13 protein-coding genes and 1 pseudogene are annotated in these 16101 nt (G+C 71.5%); all 14 read right to left on the bottom strand.

The features are described from left to right. Positions 1-636, bottom strand: a pseudogene (locus AC07DU_RS17215) (ribonuclease E/G); the annotation flags it as partial. 236 nt (positions 637-872) lie between these two features. Beyond that, complete coding sequence (locus AC07DU_RS17210) at positions 873-1652, bottom strand: TIGR03936 family radical SAM-associated protein (protein WP_479112116.1); 780 nt, start codon at positions 1650-1652, stop codon at positions 873-875. 111 nt (positions 1653-1763) lie between these two features. After that, on the bottom strand, positions 1764-2849 hold the full coding sequence (locus AC07DU_RS17205) for a hypothetical protein (protein ID WP_479112114.1): 1086 nt from the start codon (positions 2847-2849) through the stop codon (positions 1764-1766). 79 nt (positions 2850-2928) lie between these two features. Further along, on the bottom strand, positions 2929-4857 hold the full coding sequence (locus tag AC07DU_RS17200; RefSeq protein ID WP_360892891.1) for a TIGR03960 family B12-binding radical SAM protein: 1929 nt from the start codon (positions 4855-4857) through the stop codon (positions 2929-2931). A gap of 72 nt (positions 4858-4929) precedes the next feature. Further along, a complete protein-coding gene (locus AC07DU_RS17195; protein WP_360892889.1) occupies positions 4930-6459 on the bottom strand; it encodes a CYTH and CHAD domain-containing protein in 1530 nt (509 codons plus the stop codon). A gap of 49 nt (positions 6460-6508) precedes the next feature. Continuing rightward, positions 6509-7708, bottom strand: a complete 1200-nt coding sequence (rodA, locus tag AC07DU_RS17190; RefSeq protein ID WP_360892886.1) for a rod shape-determining protein RodA — start codon at positions 7706-7708, stop codon at positions 6509-6511. Positions 7709-7720: 12 nt separating this feature from the next. Next, on the bottom strand, positions 7721-9901 hold the full coding sequence (mrdA, locus tag AC07DU_RS17185) for a penicillin-binding protein 2 (RefSeq protein ID WP_479035337.1): 2181 nt from the start codon (positions 9899-9901) through the stop codon (positions 7721-7723). A 13-nt stretch (positions 9902-9914) separates the two neighbouring features. Beyond that, entirely contained in the window at positions 9915-10622 is a 708-nt protein-coding gene (gene mreD / locus AC07DU_RS17180; protein WP_360892881.1) for a rod shape-determining protein MreD, read from the bottom strand. 12 nt (positions 10623-10634) lie between these two features. Next, a complete protein-coding gene (mreC, locus tag AC07DU_RS17175; protein ID WP_479112112.1) occupies positions 10635-11582 on the bottom strand; it encodes a rod shape-determining protein MreC in 948 nt (315 codons plus the stop codon). 171 nt (positions 11583-11753) lie between these two features. Beyond that, the gene (locus AC07DU_RS17170; RefSeq protein ID WP_008738981.1) at positions 11754-12773 is read right to left on the bottom strand and encodes a rod shape-determining protein; all 1020 of its coding nucleotides are present in this window, start codon (positions 12771-12773) and stop codon (positions 11754-11756) included. Between the two features lie 306 nt (positions 12774-13079). Beyond that, entirely contained in the window at positions 13080-13490 is a 411-nt protein-coding gene (gene ndk / locus AC07DU_RS17165; protein ID WP_360892874.1) for a nucleoside-diphosphate kinase, read from the bottom strand. Between the two features lie 75 nt (positions 13491-13565). After that, entirely contained in the window at positions 13566-13934 is a 369-nt protein-coding gene (locus AC07DU_RS17160; RefSeq protein WP_360892871.1) for a DUF4233 domain-containing protein, read from the bottom strand. 3 nt (positions 13935-13937) lie between these two features. Then, on the bottom strand, positions 13938-15476 hold the full coding sequence (gene folC, locus AC07DU_RS17155; protein ID WP_479112110.1) for a bifunctional tetrahydrofolate synthase/dihydrofolate synthase: 1539 nt from the start codon (positions 15474-15476) through the stop codon (positions 13938-13940). 139 nt (positions 15477-15615) lie between these two features. Continuing rightward, positions 15616-16014, bottom strand: a complete 399-nt coding sequence (locus tag AC07DU_RS17150; protein ID WP_479112108.1) for a sensor histidine kinase — start codon at positions 16012-16014, stop codon at positions 15616-15618. Between the last annotated feature and the right edge of the window lie 87 nt (positions 16015-16101).

The following is a 16101-nucleotide window of genomic DNA, read 5'->3' as shown; positions in this document are numbered from 1 at the left end:
GGCGGCGGGCTCCTCGGCGACCGGGGCGGCGGCCGGAGCCTCCACGACGACCTCGGCGGCGGGAGCCTCCGGGGCGGTCACGGCGCGGGTGGCACGGCGACGGGCACGCGGCGCGGGAGCGGCGGGGGCCTCCTCCTCCACCACGGGCGCGGCCTCAACCACGGCGGCGGCGGGAGCCTCGGGCGCGGTCACGGCGCGGGTGGCACGACGACGGGCACGCGGCGCGGGAGCGGCCGGAGCCTCCTCCTCCACCACGGGCGCGGCCTCAACCACGGCGGCGGCGGGAGCCTCGGGCGCGGTCACGGCGCGGGTGGCGCGGCGACGGGCACGCGGCGCGGGAGCGGCGGGCTCCTCGGCGACCGGGGCGGCGGCCGGAGCCTCCACGACGACCTCGGCGGCGGGAGCCTCCGGGGCGGTCACGGCGCGGGTGGCACGACGGCGGGCACGCGGCGCGGGAGCGGCAGGCTCCTCGACGGCCGGGGCCGCGGCCGGGGCGGCCTCCGTCACCGGGGTCGTCTCCGCGGCGGTCGCGCCGGGCGGACCGGCGGGGCGGGAAGCGGCGCGGCGACGCCTGCGCGGGGGCAGGTTGTCACTCGGGCTGGTGTTTTCGGTGGTGTCGTTTTCGTTGTTGAGCATTGCGGGCGGTTCTCCCGTCACGCTCCCGGGCGCCGCGGCTGACTTCCGGTCCGGCACGGCTCCGCGTAATGAGCGCGGAACCGGCCTCCGGGGCGCGTTCGCCACACGGGAGCTGTAGTCCATGGCCGCCGGTTCCGTACGCAAAAGTCCGTACGGCCTGGCGGAAGTCTTCAGGTCAGTGCGCGGCCCGACCCAGGTGGCTCCCGAGTGCCAGGGCTGCGCGACGACGACGTTCCTTACGCGGCGGGACCTTCCGGCGCCTTCGCGTCGGCGGCTACGGCGGCCGTGGGTGGGGCGGCCGTGTCAGCCTCGCGGTCGGGCGCGAGCGGGTCGGTCACCGTGCCGGACTCCTCGTCGAAGAGCCCCTGCGCCAGCCTGGTCACCGCTGAGGGGACCGGCGGCGCCAGGTCGGCCACAGCTCGGAGACCGGACAGGACGTCGTCGGGTCGCACGGCAGGTGTCAGATGCCGAACAACCAGCCGCAGTATCGCACAAGCCTGGTCCAGGGGCCTATCAGCCGGGGCGGGAACCGTTTCCAGACTGACGACCGCGCCGCGCGTGTCGAAGGTGCGCATGCCGTTCTTGGTGCGGCGCTGGACCTCCACGGTCTCGGCGGCGAGGAAGGCCGCCACGGCCCGCTCGGCCTCGGCGGGCTCCACGCCGTCCAGGCGCAGCTCCCACACCGAGGCGGTCAGCCGGTCCGCGAGGCCGGAGGTGCGGGCCTCGACGGCGTCGATGATGTCGAGCCCGGTCGGCATCGACTCGTCGAGCAGCTCGCGCAGCTTCTGCGGGTCGCGGGGCGCGGCGAGGGCGATCTCCAGGTACTCCGCCTCGCTGCCGGTCCCCGTCGGGGCGGCGTTGGCGTAGGAGACGCGCGGGTGGGGGGTGAAGCCGGCCGAGTACGCCATCGGCACCTCGGCGCGGCGCAGCGCCCGCTCGAACGCGCGCTGGAAGTCACGGTGGCTGGTGAACCGGAGGCGGCCGCGCTTGGTGTAGCGCAGTCGAATGCGCTGCACCACCGGTGCGGGAGGCGGGCCTTCGGGCTGTCGCTTGCCCAGTGGTTCTTCTCCTTGTGCGGGGCTCCGCGGCTCGCGCGTCGCCCTGAGGTCTTCTCGACCCGCTCCGGCTCACCCCTGCCGTCGGGGCCGGGAGATCTCGTCTGCGGGTGCCGCGTCGGCGGCTGTCGTACTACCCAGAGTACGCGCCCGTGACCTCGCCGGTTCCACGGGAGGAGTACCGAGGAGCGCACGGCGCACGGCGGCCCGTGCCTCGCGGACGGCTGCGCGGCCGCTGCGCCAGACCTCGCGCAGGGCGTGTCCGGCGGGGGTGAGCACGTGCCGGTGGATCCGGGAGGCGGGCCAGCCGACCAGCACCCAGCCGACCCACTTGAGCCCGCGCCACAGGGCGGCGGTGATGCGCCCGGCCACGTGCCACGCCCAGAGGAGCACCTGCCCGGCCGGTGTGAGGACGTACCGGTACAGGGCGACGGCCAGCCACGCCACGCCGAGCCCGACGGGCCGCAGAAGGTAGCGGTACACGGCGGCCGCGAGCCATACGAGGCCCAGCCCGACCGGCCGCAGGAGGTAGCGGTACACGGCGAGCGCCAGCCAGACCAGTCCGTGCCCGACGGGGGTGAGGACGTACCGGTACACGGCCACGGCCAGCCATGCGATCCCGCGGCCGACGGGCGCGAGCACGTACCGCCACAGCGCGGCCCACGGCCACACGAACAGCGTCATGCCGAGGACCCACAGGGCCCAGGTCACGCCCTTGGCGAGGGGCGCGAGCAGGTAGCGCAGGCCGCCGCGGCCGATCCAGGCCAGCGCCTGTCCGAGCGGACGCAGCAGGTAGGTGCCCAGGATCCGCCCGGCCGGCGCGAGCAGGTGCTCGTACGCACCGCGGCCCAGCCACGCCAGCCCCTGGCCGACCGGGACGATCACGTAGCGCCACAGCCCGAGCCACGGCCAGACGAAGACCAGCTTGAGCAGGGTGGTCAGCAGCCATCCCAGCGCACGGAGCAACGGCTGGAGGACATGGAGGTGCAGCGGCCCGAGGACACGGCGGTGCACGGCCCGGCCCGCGGCGGCCAGCAGGTCCCAGACCACTCGTACGGGCAGTACGACGAGGAGGGCGACGATCTTCACGGGGATCCTGACGACGCCCACCAGGCACCCGTCGCCGCCGTCGGCGGGAGGCCGTTTGTCCATGTCCATGCAGGGGAGGACACGGCGGAGGCCCCCACCCGTTGCGGGTGGGGGCCTCTCGTGACCCAAGGGTTACGTCAGGGCACCGCTACTTGTCGACGACCGACAGCGGGAGCAGCTTCTTGCCCGTGGGGCCGATCTGGATCTCGGTCTGCATCTGAGGACACACGCCGCAGTCGAAGCACGGGGTCCAGCGGCAGTCCTCGACCTCGGTCTCGTCGAGGGCGTCCTGCCAGTCCTCCCAAAGCCAGTCCTTGTCGAGACCGGAGTCCAGGTGGTCCCAGGGGAGTACCTCTTCGTACGTGCGCTCACGCGTCGTGTACCAGGCCACGTCCACGCCGTAGGCGGGCAGCGTCTTGTCCGCCGCCTCCATCCAGCGGTCGTACGAGAAGTGCTCGCGCCAGCCGTCGAAGCGGCCGCCCGACTCGTAGACGGCGCGGATGACGTCACCGATGCGGCGGTCGCCGCGCGAGAGGAGGCCCTCGACGATGCCCGGCTTGCCGTCGTGGTAGCGGAAGCCGATGGAGCGGCCGTACTTCTTGTCGCCGCGGATCTTGTCGCGGAGCTTGCCCAGGCGGGCGTCCGTCTCCTCGGCCGACAGCTGCGGCGCCCACTGGAACGGGGTGTGCGGCTTCGGCACGAATCCGCCGATCGACACCGTGCAGCGGATGTCGTTCTGCCCGGAGACCTCGCGGCCCTTGGCGATGACGTTGACCGCCATGTCACCGATCTGGAGCACGTCCTCGTCGGTCTCGGTCGGCAGGCCGCACATGAAGTAGAGCTTCACCTGGCGCCAGCCGTTGCCGTAGGCGGTGGCGACGGTGCGGATCAGGTCTTCTTCGGAGACCATCTTGTTGATGACCTTGCGCATGCGCTCGGAGCCGCCCTCGGGGGCGAAGGTCAGGCCGGAGCGGCGCCCGTTGCGGGTCAGCTCGTTGGCCAGGTCCACGTTGAAGGCGTCCACGCGGGTCGACGGCAGGGACAGGCCCACCTTGTCGTCCGAGTAGCGGTCCGCGAGGCCCTTGGCGATGTCCGCGATCTCGGTGTGGTCCGCGGAGGACAGCGAGAGCAGGCCGACCTCCTCGAAGCCGGTCGCCTTGAGACCCTTCTCCACCATCTCGCCGATGCCGGTGATGCTTCGCTCCCGCACGGGGCGCGTGATCATGCCGGCCTGGCAGAAACGGCAGCCGCGGGTGCAGCCGCGGAAGATCTCGACGGACATGCGCTCGTGGACGGTCTCGGCGAGCGGGACCAGCGGCTGCTTGGGGTAGGGCCACTCGTCGAGGTCCATGACGGTGTGCTTGGACACGCGCCACGGCACGCCGGAGCGGTTCGGCACGACACGGCCGATGCGGCCGTCCGGCAGGTACTCGACGTCGTAGAAGCCCGGCACGTAGACGTTGCCGGTCTTCGCCAGGCGCAGCAGGACCTCCTCGCGTCCGCCCGGCCGCCCCTCGGCCTTCCACGTCCGGATGATCTCGGTCATGTCGAGGACGGCCTGCTCGCCGTCGCCGATGACCGCGCAGTCGATGAACTCCGCGATCGGCTCGGGGTTGAAGGCCGCGTGGCCGCCCGCGAGGACGATGGGGTGGTCGACCGTACGGTTGCGGGCCTCCAGCGGGATGCCCGCGAGGTCCAGGGCCGTGAGCATGTTGGTGTAGCCCAGCTCCGTGGAGAAGGACAGGCCGAACACGTCGAAGGCCGACACGGGGCGGTGGCTGTCCACGGTGAACTGCGGCACCTTGTGCTCGCGCATCAGTTCTTCGAGGTCGGGCCACACGCTGTAGGTGCGCTCGGCGAGGACGCCCTCGCGCTCGTTGAGCACCTCGTACAGGATCATGACGCCCTGGTTGGGCAACCCGACTTCGTACGCGTCCGGGTACATGAGCGCCCAGCGGACGTCGCAGCTCTCCCACTCCTTGACCGTGGAGTTGAGCTCACCGCCGACGTACTGAATGGGCTTCTGCACATGCGGAAGCAGGGCCTCAAGCTGAGGGAAGACCGACTCGGTCATCACGCGACTTTCGTGAAGCGGGCAGGGGGCAGCTCTCAAGCGTACCCCGCGCCCTGGACGGCCCCACCCACATGATCATCCCAACGCCGCCCGCAGCGCCGGGTCCGAGGCCTTCGCCCAGAGGTCCGGGAGCTCTCCTTCGCGCCGCTCGGCCAGGGCCTCCTCGCGGGCGTGGAGCACGCCCCAGGTGAAGGCCGACTCCCCGGCGCCGTCCGCCTGGAGGGCCAGGCCGCGCAGGGCCTCGCGGGCGACCACGCTGTCCTGGTGGTCGCCGAGCAGGGACTGGACCTTCTTGATGGCCTTGGCCAGGCGTTTGGCCGGTTTGCCGAGGGCGGGCGCGGCCGCCTCCGCCGCGTACCGGGCGCGCTTGGCGGCTTTGCGCGCCTCGTGCAGGGCCAGGTCGCGCTCGGGGCCCGCGGCGAGGGCGAGGGCCGTGTCGACGCGGCCGGCGAGGCGCTCGTAGTCGTGCAGCACGGCCTTCGGCAGGACGCGCTCCGCCCGCCCGCGGGCCGCCTTGCGCAGTGGCGGCTCCTCCAGCAGGGCGTCGAGGGAGTCGAGCAGGGAGAGGTAGCGCGGGCTGTCGAGCGCGGCCAGGGCCCGGCGGCGCGACGCGGAGCGGCGGGTGGCGTTCCATGTCCGCAGCCGGCCGCGGACCGGGCCGGACAGCTGGGTGCGGGGCAGCTCGTCGAGGTGGGCCTGGATCCGCTCCATCAGGACCTCCTGGTCGCGGTCGACGCCGAGTTCGGCCGCGAGCCAGCGCAGTTCCTCACCGAGCGGGTCGGTGGCGGCCCGGTCGAGCACCTTGCGGTACGTCTTGAAGGCGCTGCGCAGGCGGCGGGTGGCGACCCGCATCCGGTGCACGGAGTCCGGGAGGCCCCGCCGCACGGCCGGGTCCTGGGCGACCAGGGCGTCGCGCTGTGCGCGCAGGTACGCCAGGACGTACGCGGCCGCCGTCCCGTCCATGCCGTCCGTGCCCTCGTCCCCGGGCCGGGCCGGCGGCGCCGCGCCGGTCTCAGCCAGCGCCCGGGCGAGCTTCGAGGGCGCGTCGCTGACCTTGAGGCCGGCCTTGCGGAAGGTCTTCTCGACCGCGTCGAGCAGCCCGGGGTCGACCCCGTCGGCGAGTTCCACCTCGACCTCGGTCCAGGCGGCGGTGGCCTCCCCCCGCTCGGCCCGGACCGTGTCGGTGCTCAGCTCCGCGAGCAGGGCGCCGTGGGCGTCCAGGAGGTGGCTGACCCGGCGCGAGGAGAGGATCCTGACCAGCGGCTCCAGTTCGGCCCCCCGCACCCGGGAGCGGAGCAGGGCGGCCAGCGTGCGCGGGACGCCGTCGCTGAGCGCGGCCCCGATCTCGTCGCGCACGCCCGGGGAAACGGGCAGTTTGAGGTGCCAGCCGGCGTCGGATCCGCCGGTCCTGCGCCGCAGGGTGACCCCGTCGGCCGCGAGCCGCCGGTCGGGGGTGTCGTAGTAGACGGCGTCGAGTTCGACGGTGCCCCGGTCGCGGACGGTCGCGATCGCGGCCGTGCCCGTCAGGTCCGGCACTCCCCGCCGGGCCGATTTCGCCTGGGAGAACTCGAATTTCCGCTCGATCTCGCGCGTCGTGTCCGCCATAGACCGAACTTAGTCCCGGACGGATCACGTCGGCACGGTGAACGGGACATCAGGCCGACAATGGCCGCTGCACCTTGATCGACTGGAGCAGCCCGATCGCCACCCACACCGCGAACATCGACGAGCCGCCGTACGAGACGAACGGCAGCGGGAGCCCGGCCACGGGCATGATCCCCAGGGTCATCCCGATGTTCTCGAAGGACTGGAAGGCGAACCACGCGATGATCCCGGCGCACACGATCGTCCCGTACAGCTCGGTGGTCTCACGGGCGATCATGCAGGCCCGCCACAGCACGACGCCGAGCAGCAGCAGGATCAGCCCGGCCCCGATGAAGCCCAGCTCCTCCCCCGCCACCGTGAAGACGAAGTCGGTCTGCTGCTCCGGCACGAACTGACCGGTGGTCTGCGAGCCCTTGAAGAGGCCCGAGCCGCTCAGTCCGCCGGAGCCGATCGCGATGCGCGCCTGGTTGGTGTTGTAGCCGACGCCCGCGGGGTCGAGCTCCGGGTTGGCGAAGGCCGCGAAGCGGTTGATCTGGTACTCGTCGAGGACGCCGAGCTGCCAGATCAGGATGGCCCCGGCCGCGCCCGAGCCGATCAGGCCCAGCACCCAGCGGTTGGAGGCGCCGGAGGCCAGGAGCACGCCGAGGACGATGACGACCATGACCATGACCGAGCCCAGGTCGGGCATCAGCATGACGATGCCCATGGGGGCGGCGGCCAGGCACAGCGCTTTGACGACCGTGCGGTGGTCCGGGTGGGTGAGGTCGCCCGCGTCCACCCGGGTGGCCAGCAGCATCGCCATGACCAGGATGATCGTGATCTTCACGAACTCGGAGGGCTGGAGGGAGAATCCGCCGCCGATCACGATCCACGCGTGGGCGCCGTTGATGGTGGCGCCGAGCGGGGTCAGCACGGCGAGGATCAGCACGAGGGAGAGCCCGTACAGGACCGGGACCGCGCCGCGCAGGGTGCGGTGGCCGAGCCAGATCGTGCCGATCATCAGGACGAGGCCGATGCCGGTGTTCAGGGCGTGCCGGGCCAGGAAGTAGTACGGGTCTCCCTGGTTCAGCTGGGTCCTGTTGCGGGTCGCCGACCACACCAGCAGGGAGCCGATGAAGGACAGGGCGAGCGAGGACAGGAGTATCGGCCAGTCGAGCCGGCGCACCACCGAGTCGCGGGCGGTGAGCTTGGCCATCGCCCCGCGCTCGGGCGCGTACCGGGAGACGGAGAACTTGTTGGCGGTCTGCATGGTGGTGGGTCCTCAGTCCTGCCGCGCGGGCGGCGGGGCGGGCGGCCCGGCGAGCACGGGCGGCGCCAGCTCCTCCGGGGACGGCGGCACGTACGGCCGGATCTCGGGCGAATCGATGGAGCCGTCGGGGCGGATCCTGGGGAGTTTCGCCTCCGGCCGCAGCAGCAGGGCCTTCTTCAGGTCCTGCTTGCCGGCCATGTCGAGGCCGTAGATGGCGTTGTAGATGTTGCGGACGGCGGGGCCGGCGGCTCCGGAGCCGGTGCCGCCCTGGGAGATCGTCATGACGATCGTGAAGTCGTCGGTGTAGGTCGCCAGCCACGAGGTGGTCTGCTTGCCGTAGACCTGGGCGGTGCCGGTCTTGGCCCGCATCGGGATCTTGTCCAGCGGCCAGCCGATGAACCGCCAGGCGGCGGTGCCGCCGGGCTCCACCACCATGCGCAGGCCCCGGTCGAGGTCACTGATCGTCTTGGCGTCGACCGGCAGCCGGCCGTGCGGCTTGGGCTTGATCACCTCGACGCGCTTGCCGTCGGGGCTGATCACCGCCTTGCCGACGATGGGGTGGAAGAGCGTGCCCCCGTTGCTGATGGCGGAGTAGGCCGTGGCCATCTGGATCGGGGTGACCAGGACGTCGCCCTGGCCGATCGCGAAGTTGATGCTGTCGAAGGCCTTCAGCTGGTTGCCTTCGAGGCAGCTCTCGTAGGCGATCTGCTCGACGTAGGTGCCGCCCTTCTTGCCCTGCTTGCACCAGGAGTCCTTGTTGGCCGCCCAGAAGCTCTTCTTCCAGCGGCGGTCGGGGATGCGGCCGGTGACCTCGTTCGGCAGGTCGATGCCGGTCTCGGCGCCCAGGCCGAATTCGCGGGCGGTCCGGTAGAACCAGTCGTGCGCGTCCTTCTTGGGCTTGAGGCCGCCGTCGCGCTGCCACTCCTTGTGCCCGAGGGCGTAGAAGACGGTGTTGCAGGAGAACTTCAGGGCCTCGGCGAGGGTGATGGGGCCGTGTCCCTTGGACTCGAAGTTCGCGAAGCTGCGGCCGCCCATGTTGTAGGAGGCACTGCAGTTGTACTTGTCGTCGAAGTCGTAGCCGGCCCGCACGGCCGCGCTCGCCGAGACCACCTTGAAGATGGAGCCGGCCGGGGCCTGGCCCTGGATGGCCCGGTTGAGCAGCGGGTAGTTGGAGTCCTTGCTGGTGAGGTTGGCGTAGTCCTTGCCGGAGATGCCGCCGACCCAGGCGTTGGGGTCGTAGTCGGGCTGGGAGGCCATCGCGACGACCCGGCCGGTCTTGGCCTCCATGACGACGACGGCGCCGGAGTCGGCCTCGTACTTGCGGCCGGTGATGTTGTCGGTCTCCTGGCGGACGGTCTTCATCGCCTGCTGGAGCTCGTACTCGGCGACGGCCTGCACCCGGGCGTCGATGCTGGTGACGAGGGTGGACCCGGCCACGCCCGGGTCGGACTTGGTCTGGCCCATGACGCGGCCGAGGTTGTCGACCTCGTAGGAGGTGACCTCCGCCTTGCCCCGCAACTGCTTGTCAAAGGTGCGTTCGAGTCCGGAGCGGCCGACCTGATCGGACCGCAGGTGCGGCGAGTCGGTGTCCTTGGCCTTCTGGATCTCCTCGTCGGTGACCGGCGAGAGGTAGCCGAGCACCTGCGCGGTGCGGCCCCCGCCGGGGGCCGGGTAGCGGCGGACGGCGGTGGGCTCCGCGGTGATGCCGGGGAAGTCCTCGGGGCGTTCGCGCAGTTGCAGGGCCTGCTGCGTGGTGGCTTCGAGGGTGACCGGGATCGGCTGGTACGGGGAGCCGTTCCAGCAGGGCTTGGGGGTCTGGGAGTCGCAGAGGCGGACCTTGTCCATGACCTCCTTGGGGCTCATGTCCAGGACGTCGGCCAGGCGGGTCATGACGCCCTTGCCCTTGTCCTTCATCTTCATCAGCGCGGTGCGGCTGGCCGATACGACCAGCCGGGTCTCGTTGTCGGCGAGGGGGACGCCGCGGGCGTCGAGGATCGAGCCGCGCACGGCGGGCTGGACGACCCGCTGGACGTGGTTGCTCTTCGCCTCGTGGTAGTACTCCGCTCCGTTACGGATCTGGAGGTACCACAGCCGTCCGCCGAGGGTGAGGAACATCGAGAAGACGAGCACCTGAATCATGATGAGCCTGATCTGCACCCGGGAGGTGCGGCCGGTCTCCGGAACGTTGCTCACGCCTGCTCCTCCCTCACAGCTTCTTGATGCTCTTCACACCCTTGACGGCCTTGACGCCCTTTATGCGCCCGGCCTTGTTGGCGCGCGAACGCGCGGTCTTCAGGCGCAGGCCGCCGCGCTGGCCGCCGACGCGCAGGCCGGTGCCGCCGCTCAGCCAGCCGGCGGAGACGTCGGCGGCCTTGTTCGCCGGGCCGCCGCCGGCCTCGACGGCCATCGGGTCGTTCTCGGCGCGCCGGGCCAGGGCCATGATGAACGGCACGGTGAAGGGCGCGAGCAGCAGGTCGTAGAGGGTCGCGGTGAACAGCAGCCCCGTCAGGCCGACGTGGCGGGCGGCGGTGTCGCCGACGAGGGCGCCCACGCCCGCGTAGAGCAGGGTGGAGCCGATCGCGGCGGCCACGACGGTGAGCATCGGGCCCCAGGCGGAGCGGAACCGCCCGGAGTCGGGGCGGACCAGGCCGACGACGTAGCCGATGACGCACAGGACGAGCGCGTACCGCCCGGCGGCGTGGTCGGCGGGCGGCGCCAGGTCGGCGAGGAGACCGGCGGAGAAGCCGATGAGGGCGCCGCTGACGTGCCCGTACACGAGTGCGAGGGCCACGACCGTGAGCAGCAGAAGGTCGGGTACGGCGCCCGGCAGTTGCAGCCGGCCCAGGATGGAGACCTGGACGACGAGGGCGACCACGACGAGCGTGCCCGAGAGCAGGATCCGGTTGAAAGGCATGGCGGTCGGCTCCTACTCGTCGGCCGGCTGGGCGGGCGCGCTGGCGGACCCCGACGGGGTGACCGTGACGGTGACCGTCGGAGCGGGCTTGGGGGCCTCGGGCTTGGGCGGCAGGACGGTGTCGCGCGGGTCCTCGCGCGGCGGCATGACCACGACGCCGACGATGTCCAGGCGGGAGAAGCCGACGAACGGACGCACCCAGACGGTGCGCGTGAGGTCGCCGCGCGAGGGGTCGACCTTGACCACCTCGCCGATCGGAACGCCGGGCACGAAGGGCTTGTTGCCGCGCGAGCCGAAGGTGACGAGCCGGTCCCCGGGGTTGATCTTGGCCTTGCCGTTGAGCATCTGGACGGACAGGGCGCGATCGCCCTGGCCGGTGGCGAAGCCGAGTTCGCCCGTCTTCTCCAGGCGGGTGCCGACGGTGAAGTCGGGGTCGTTGGCGAGGACGACGGTGGCGGTGTCGGGGCCGACGGTGCTGACCCTCCCGACGAGCCCGTCCCCGTTCAGAACGGTCATGTCGCGCTCGATGCCGTCCTTGCTGCCGGCGTCGATGGTGACGGTCCAGGAGAAGCCCTGGGCCGCTCCTATGGCGATGACCTCGGCGCCCTTGATGCCGTACTGGCCCGCGCCCGCCCGCTTGAGCATCTCGTCGAGCTCGTGGATGCGGCTGCGCGTCTGTTCGTCGCTGCCGAGCTTGGCCTTCAGGGCGGCATTCTCGCGCTCCAGTGCGGCGATGCGGTTGTGGCGCTCGCCGGAGTCCCGTACCGCCCCTATGGCGTGGGCGACCGGATCGACCGCGGTCGCCACACCCTTCTCGACCGGGCCGAAGACCGCTGCGGCGGCCTGTCGGGCACCGTCGACCGGAGACTCCTCGCCCGCCCTGATGTCCACCGTGATCAATGCGAACGCGATGGCGATCAGAAGCACCAGGAGCAGCCGGCTTTCTCGTGTGTCCCTCACGTGCGGCGGCCGTGCCTTCCTCGTGATAGCTGTTCCGGCGCGAGCGGCTTCGGGGAGCCGGCGCGCGCCGGGGTTCTTTGCCTGTATATCAACGATCCGCCGCACGGACGCGGCAGCACCCGTACGGCGGATCCTTGTGTTCCACATGGCCCCCGGCAGGGGGTGTCCCCGTCAGCGACGGGGCTGGGCGTCCAGGACCTGCTGGAGTGCCTCGAACTCCTCGACACACTTGCCGGAGCCGAGCGCGACGGAGTCGAGCGGGTCCTCGGCGATGTGGATCGGCATGCCGGTCTCACGGCGCAGCCGCTCGTCCAGGCCGCGCAGCAGCGCGCCGCCGCCGGTCAGGACGATGCCGCGGTCCATGATGTCGCCGGACAGCTCCGGCGGGCACTTGTCGAGCGTCGTCTTGACCGCGTCCACGATGGCGTTGACCGGCTCCTCGATGGCCTTGCGCACCTCGGCCGCCGAGATGACGACCGTCTTGGGCAGGCCGGAGACCAGGTCGCGCCCGCGGATCTCGGTGTGCTCGTCCTTGTCGAGGTCGTACGCCGACCCGATGGTGATCTTGATCTGCTCGGCCGTGCGCTCGCCGAGGAGGAGCGAGTACTCCTTCTTGATGTGCTGGATGATCGCGTTGTCGAGCTCGTCACCGGCCACCCGGATGGACTGTGCCGTGACGATTCCGCCGAGGGAGATGACGGCGACCTCGGTGGTGCCGCCGCCGATGTCCACGACCATGTTGCCGGTGGCCTCGTGGACGGGCAGGCCCGAGCCGATGGCGGCGGCCATGGGCTCCTCGATGATGTGTACCTGGCGGGCGCCGGCCTGCGTGGACGCCTCGATGACGGCACGGCGCTCGACTCCGGTGATGCCGGAGGGAACGCAGACCACCACGCGGGGGCGGGCCAGGTAGCGGCGCTTGTGGATCTTGAGGATGAAGTACCGGAGCATGCGCTCGGTGATCTCGAAGTCGGCGATCACGCCGTCCTTGAGGGGTCGTACGGCGACGATGTTGCCGGGCGTGCGCCCGATCATCTTCTTCGCCTCGGAGCCGACCGCCAGAATGCCACCGGTGTTCGTGTTGATGGCGACCACGGACGGCTCGTTCAGGACGATCCCCCGGCCCCTCACGTACACCAGCGTGTTGGCGGTCCCGAGGTCGATCGCCATGTCACGGCCGATGAACGACATATTGTTCCCCTTGTTCCCCATGAGGAGCGTCTGGCCTTCCAGTTGATAGCGGCTGCTGTCAGGTCGGCGAGTGGGTGTGTGGGTGGAGGCCCCATCGTAGTGCCGGGAGTGCTGACACCGCGCGACGGGACTCCGGCAATCGCGCCGGAATGGATACCCGCCCCCTTAGTGGTGACGTCGTGTCCTGTCGATGCGTTCCCCAAAGCGCCCGGCCATACCAAAGGGCGACCGAAATTACTTCGGTCGCCCCAGGTCATGAGCGCTATTCGGCTGATGTTGCGTCAGGAGGGAGTGCCCCGGCGCGGCTCAGAGAGCGGGAAAGAAGAGCTTCAGCTCGCGCTCCGCCGACTCCTCGGAGTCCGAGGCGTGGATCAGGTTCTCGCGCACGATGGTGCCGAAGTCCCCCCGGATGGAGCCGGGCGCCGCGGCGATCGGGTCGGTGGGACCGGCCAACTGGCGGACACCCTCGATCACGCGTTCCCCTTCGACGACCAGGGCGACGACGGGACCGCTGGCCATGAAGCCCATGAGGGGCTCGTAGAACGGCTTGCCCTTGTGCTCGCCGTAGTGCGCCTCAAGGGTCTCCTGGTCCAGCGTGCGCAGCTCCAGCGCGGGGATGGTCCAGCCGGCCTTCCGCTCGATGCGGCCGATGATCTCGCCGATCAGGCCGCGACGGACGGCATCGGGCTTGAGCAGGACGAGGGTGCGCTGGGTCATGTTCGGGCTCCTTGCGGCATACGGGTGCGGTAGGACGAATCTACAGGGCCCTACCGGGTGCCCTGCGGGGGCCCGTCACGCAGCGTCAGGCGAACCGGGTGCCCCGGACGCCTCCTGCGCGGCCGCCCAGCGGGCCTTGATCGTGTCGATCTTGCGGCCGTAGTGCACCGAGCACCACCACAGGCCGGCGAACACCGCGCCGAGGAAGAACATCGTGGGAACGACGAACCCGCTCACGACCAGGCCGATCTGCAGGGCCCAGCCCAGCTGGACCGCCCCGGGACGCGACAGCATCCCGCACAGCAGCACCGACAGCACCATCGAGACCCCGCACACCGTCCAGACCGTGGCCTGGGTCAGATCGGGGTTCTTCATCGCCACCAGGCCCGCGAAGCCGATCACGAAGAACTCGCCGATCAGCGTGCTCGCACACAGCGTGCGCATACCTCAGCCCCTCTTCAGCAGCAGGCGGGCCTCGCCCACCGTGATCACGGAACCGGTCACCAGGACCCCGGCCCCTCCGTACTCGGCCTCTTCCTCCGCCAGGGTGATCGCCGCCTCCAGGGCGTCGTCCAGCCGCGGCTCCACCTGCACCCGGTCCCCGCCGAAGACCTCGACCGCGACGGCGGCCAGCTCGTCCGCGCCCATCGAGCGGTGGCTGGAGTTCTCCGTCACCACCACCTCGGCGAAGATCGGCTCGAAGGCCTCCAGCACCCCGCGGACGTCCTTGCCCTCGCTCGCGGCCACGACACCGACCAGCCGGCTGAAGCCGAACGACTCGGTGACCGCCTCCGCGGTCGCCGCCGCGCCCGCCGGGTTGTGCGCCGCGTCCAGGACCACCGTCGGGCTGCGCCGCACGACCTCCATGCGGCCCGGCGAGGTCACCGAGGCGAACGCCTTCCGTACGGTGTCCAGGTCCAGGACGCGCGCCCGGTCCTGGCCGATCCCGAAGAAGGCCTCGACGGCCGCCAGCGCCACCGCCGCGTTGTGCGCCATGTGAGCGCCGTACAGCGGCAGGAAGATGCCGTCGTACTCCCCGCCCATACCGCGCAGCGTCAGCTGCTGGCCGCCGACCGCGACCTCGCGCGAGACGACCCCGAACTCCATGCCCTCGCGGGCGACGGTGGCATCGACCTCCACGGCCCTCTTCAGCAGCACCTGCGCCGCGTCCACCGGCTGCTGCGCCAGAATCACCGTCGCGTCCTGCTTGACGATGCCGCCCTTCTCCACGGCGATCTCGCCGGGCGTGGAGCCGAGCCGGTCGGTGTGGTCCAGGCTGATGGGGGTGACCACCGCGACCGAGGCGTCGATGACGTTGGTCGCGTCCCAGCTGCCGCCCATGCCGACCTCGACCACGGCCACGTCCACCGGGGCGTCCGCGAAGGCCGCGTAGGCCATCCCGGTGAGCACCTCGAAGAACGACAGCCGGAACTCCTCCGAGGCGTCGACCATCTCCACGTACGGCTTGATGTCCTGGTACGTCTCGACGAACCGCTCGGCACTGATCGGCGCCCCGTCGAGGCTGATGCGCTCGGTGATCGACTGCACGTGCGGGCTGGTGTAGCGCCCGGTGCGCAGCTCGAAGGCGTTCAGCAGGGACTCGATCATGCGGGCCGTGCTCGTCTTGCCGTTCGTGCCGGTGACGTGGATGGACGGGTACGCGCGCTGCGGCTCGCCCAGCAGGTCCATCAGCGCCGCGATCCGCGACACCGAGGGCTCCAGCTTGGTCTCGCCCCAGCGGGTGGAAAGCTCCTGCTCCACCTCCAGCAGCGCCTGGGCGACCTCGGGGTCGACGGGCCGGGCGGGTACCGGGTCGTTCTGGGGCGGACCGGCCTGGGCGCGCAGGGTGCGGCTGCCGGCCTCGATCACCGCCAGGTCGGGGTCGCGGTCGGACTCTTCCGCCACGATGTGGTCGAACTCGTCGAAGGTACCGGCGAGGTCGTCGTTGTCGTCGCGGTCGTGGCTCTCGGGCTGCTGCTCACTCACAGGGCCAGTCTACGGACGGGGACCCCGAGGATTTCCGGCCCGGCCGTTTCGGGGCCTCCGGCGGCGGCCGCGGCCTGCTCGTCCTGCGGGCCGGGAGACCACGAAGGGGCCCACAAGGCAGCCCCTCCCCTAGCGCCGGCTAGCCGCGCGGGAGCGTCGCCACGACCTCGTAGCCGTCCGCCGTGCGCGTCGCCGTCAGGGTCCCGCCCAGGCTGCGCACGCGCTCGGCCGTGCTCGCCGTCCCCGAGCCCGCCGAGACGGGGGCCCGGCGCGGGGCTCGTGGCGCCAGCGGGTTGCGCACCGCGATCCGTAGCTGCGGGTCCTGCGCCGCGATCGACACGTCGACGGTCTGGCCCCGCGCGTGCTTGGCCGCATTGGTCAGGCACTCCTGCACCACCCGGTAGACCGCCGCCTGCCGCAGCGGCGACAGCCCGTGCGCGTCCCGGTCCATGGTGAGCCGTACGGGCGAACCGGCCCGCCCCCTCTCCTCCGCCAGGGCCGCCAGCCCGTCCCCGCAGTGGAGGACAGCTCCCCGCACTGCACGATGATCCAGGGCCGCCGCGCCGCGCCAAGAGCAACGCGGCCAGGTAGGAGATCCACGGCGTCCGGCGGCGCACCAGCAGCG

This window comes from Streptomyces sp. NPDC045695 (assembly GCF_056432025.1).
Note: the sequence above shows the minus strand (reverse complement) of the source record. Positions and strands in the feature narration are given on the sequence as shown.

What these genes read in the sequence shown, in the direction of transcription:
- AC07DU_RS17205 (WP_479112114.1), bottom strand. Translation starts at nt 2,849, where the DNA reads ATGGACATGGACAAACGGCCTCCCGCCGACGGCGGCGACGGGTGCCTG.
- AC07DU_RS17195 (WP_360892889.1), bottom strand. Translation starts at nt 6,459, where the DNA reads ATGGCGGACACGACGCGCGAGATCGAGCGGAAATTCGAGTTCTCCCAG.
- rodA (WP_360892886.1), bottom strand. Translation starts at nt 7,708, where the DNA reads ATGCAGACCGCCAACAAGTTCTCCGTCTCCCGGTACGCGCCCGAGCGC.
- mreD (WP_360892881.1), bottom strand. Translation starts at nt 10,622, where the DNA reads ATGCCTTTCAACCGGATCCTGCTCTCGGGCACGCTCGTCGTGGTCGCC.
- AC07DU_RS17170 (WP_008738981.1), bottom strand. Translation starts at nt 12,773, where the DNA reads ATGTCGTTCATCGGCCGTGACATGGCGATCGACCTCGGGACCGCCAAC.
- ndk (WP_360892874.1), bottom strand. Translation starts at nt 13,490, where the DNA reads ATGACCCAGCGCACCCTCGTCCTGCTCAAGCCCGATGCCGTCCGTCGC.
- AC07DU_RS17160 (WP_360892871.1), bottom strand. Translation starts at nt 13,934, where the DNA reads ATGCGCACGCTGTGTGCGAGCACGCTGATCGGCGAGTTCTTCGTGATC.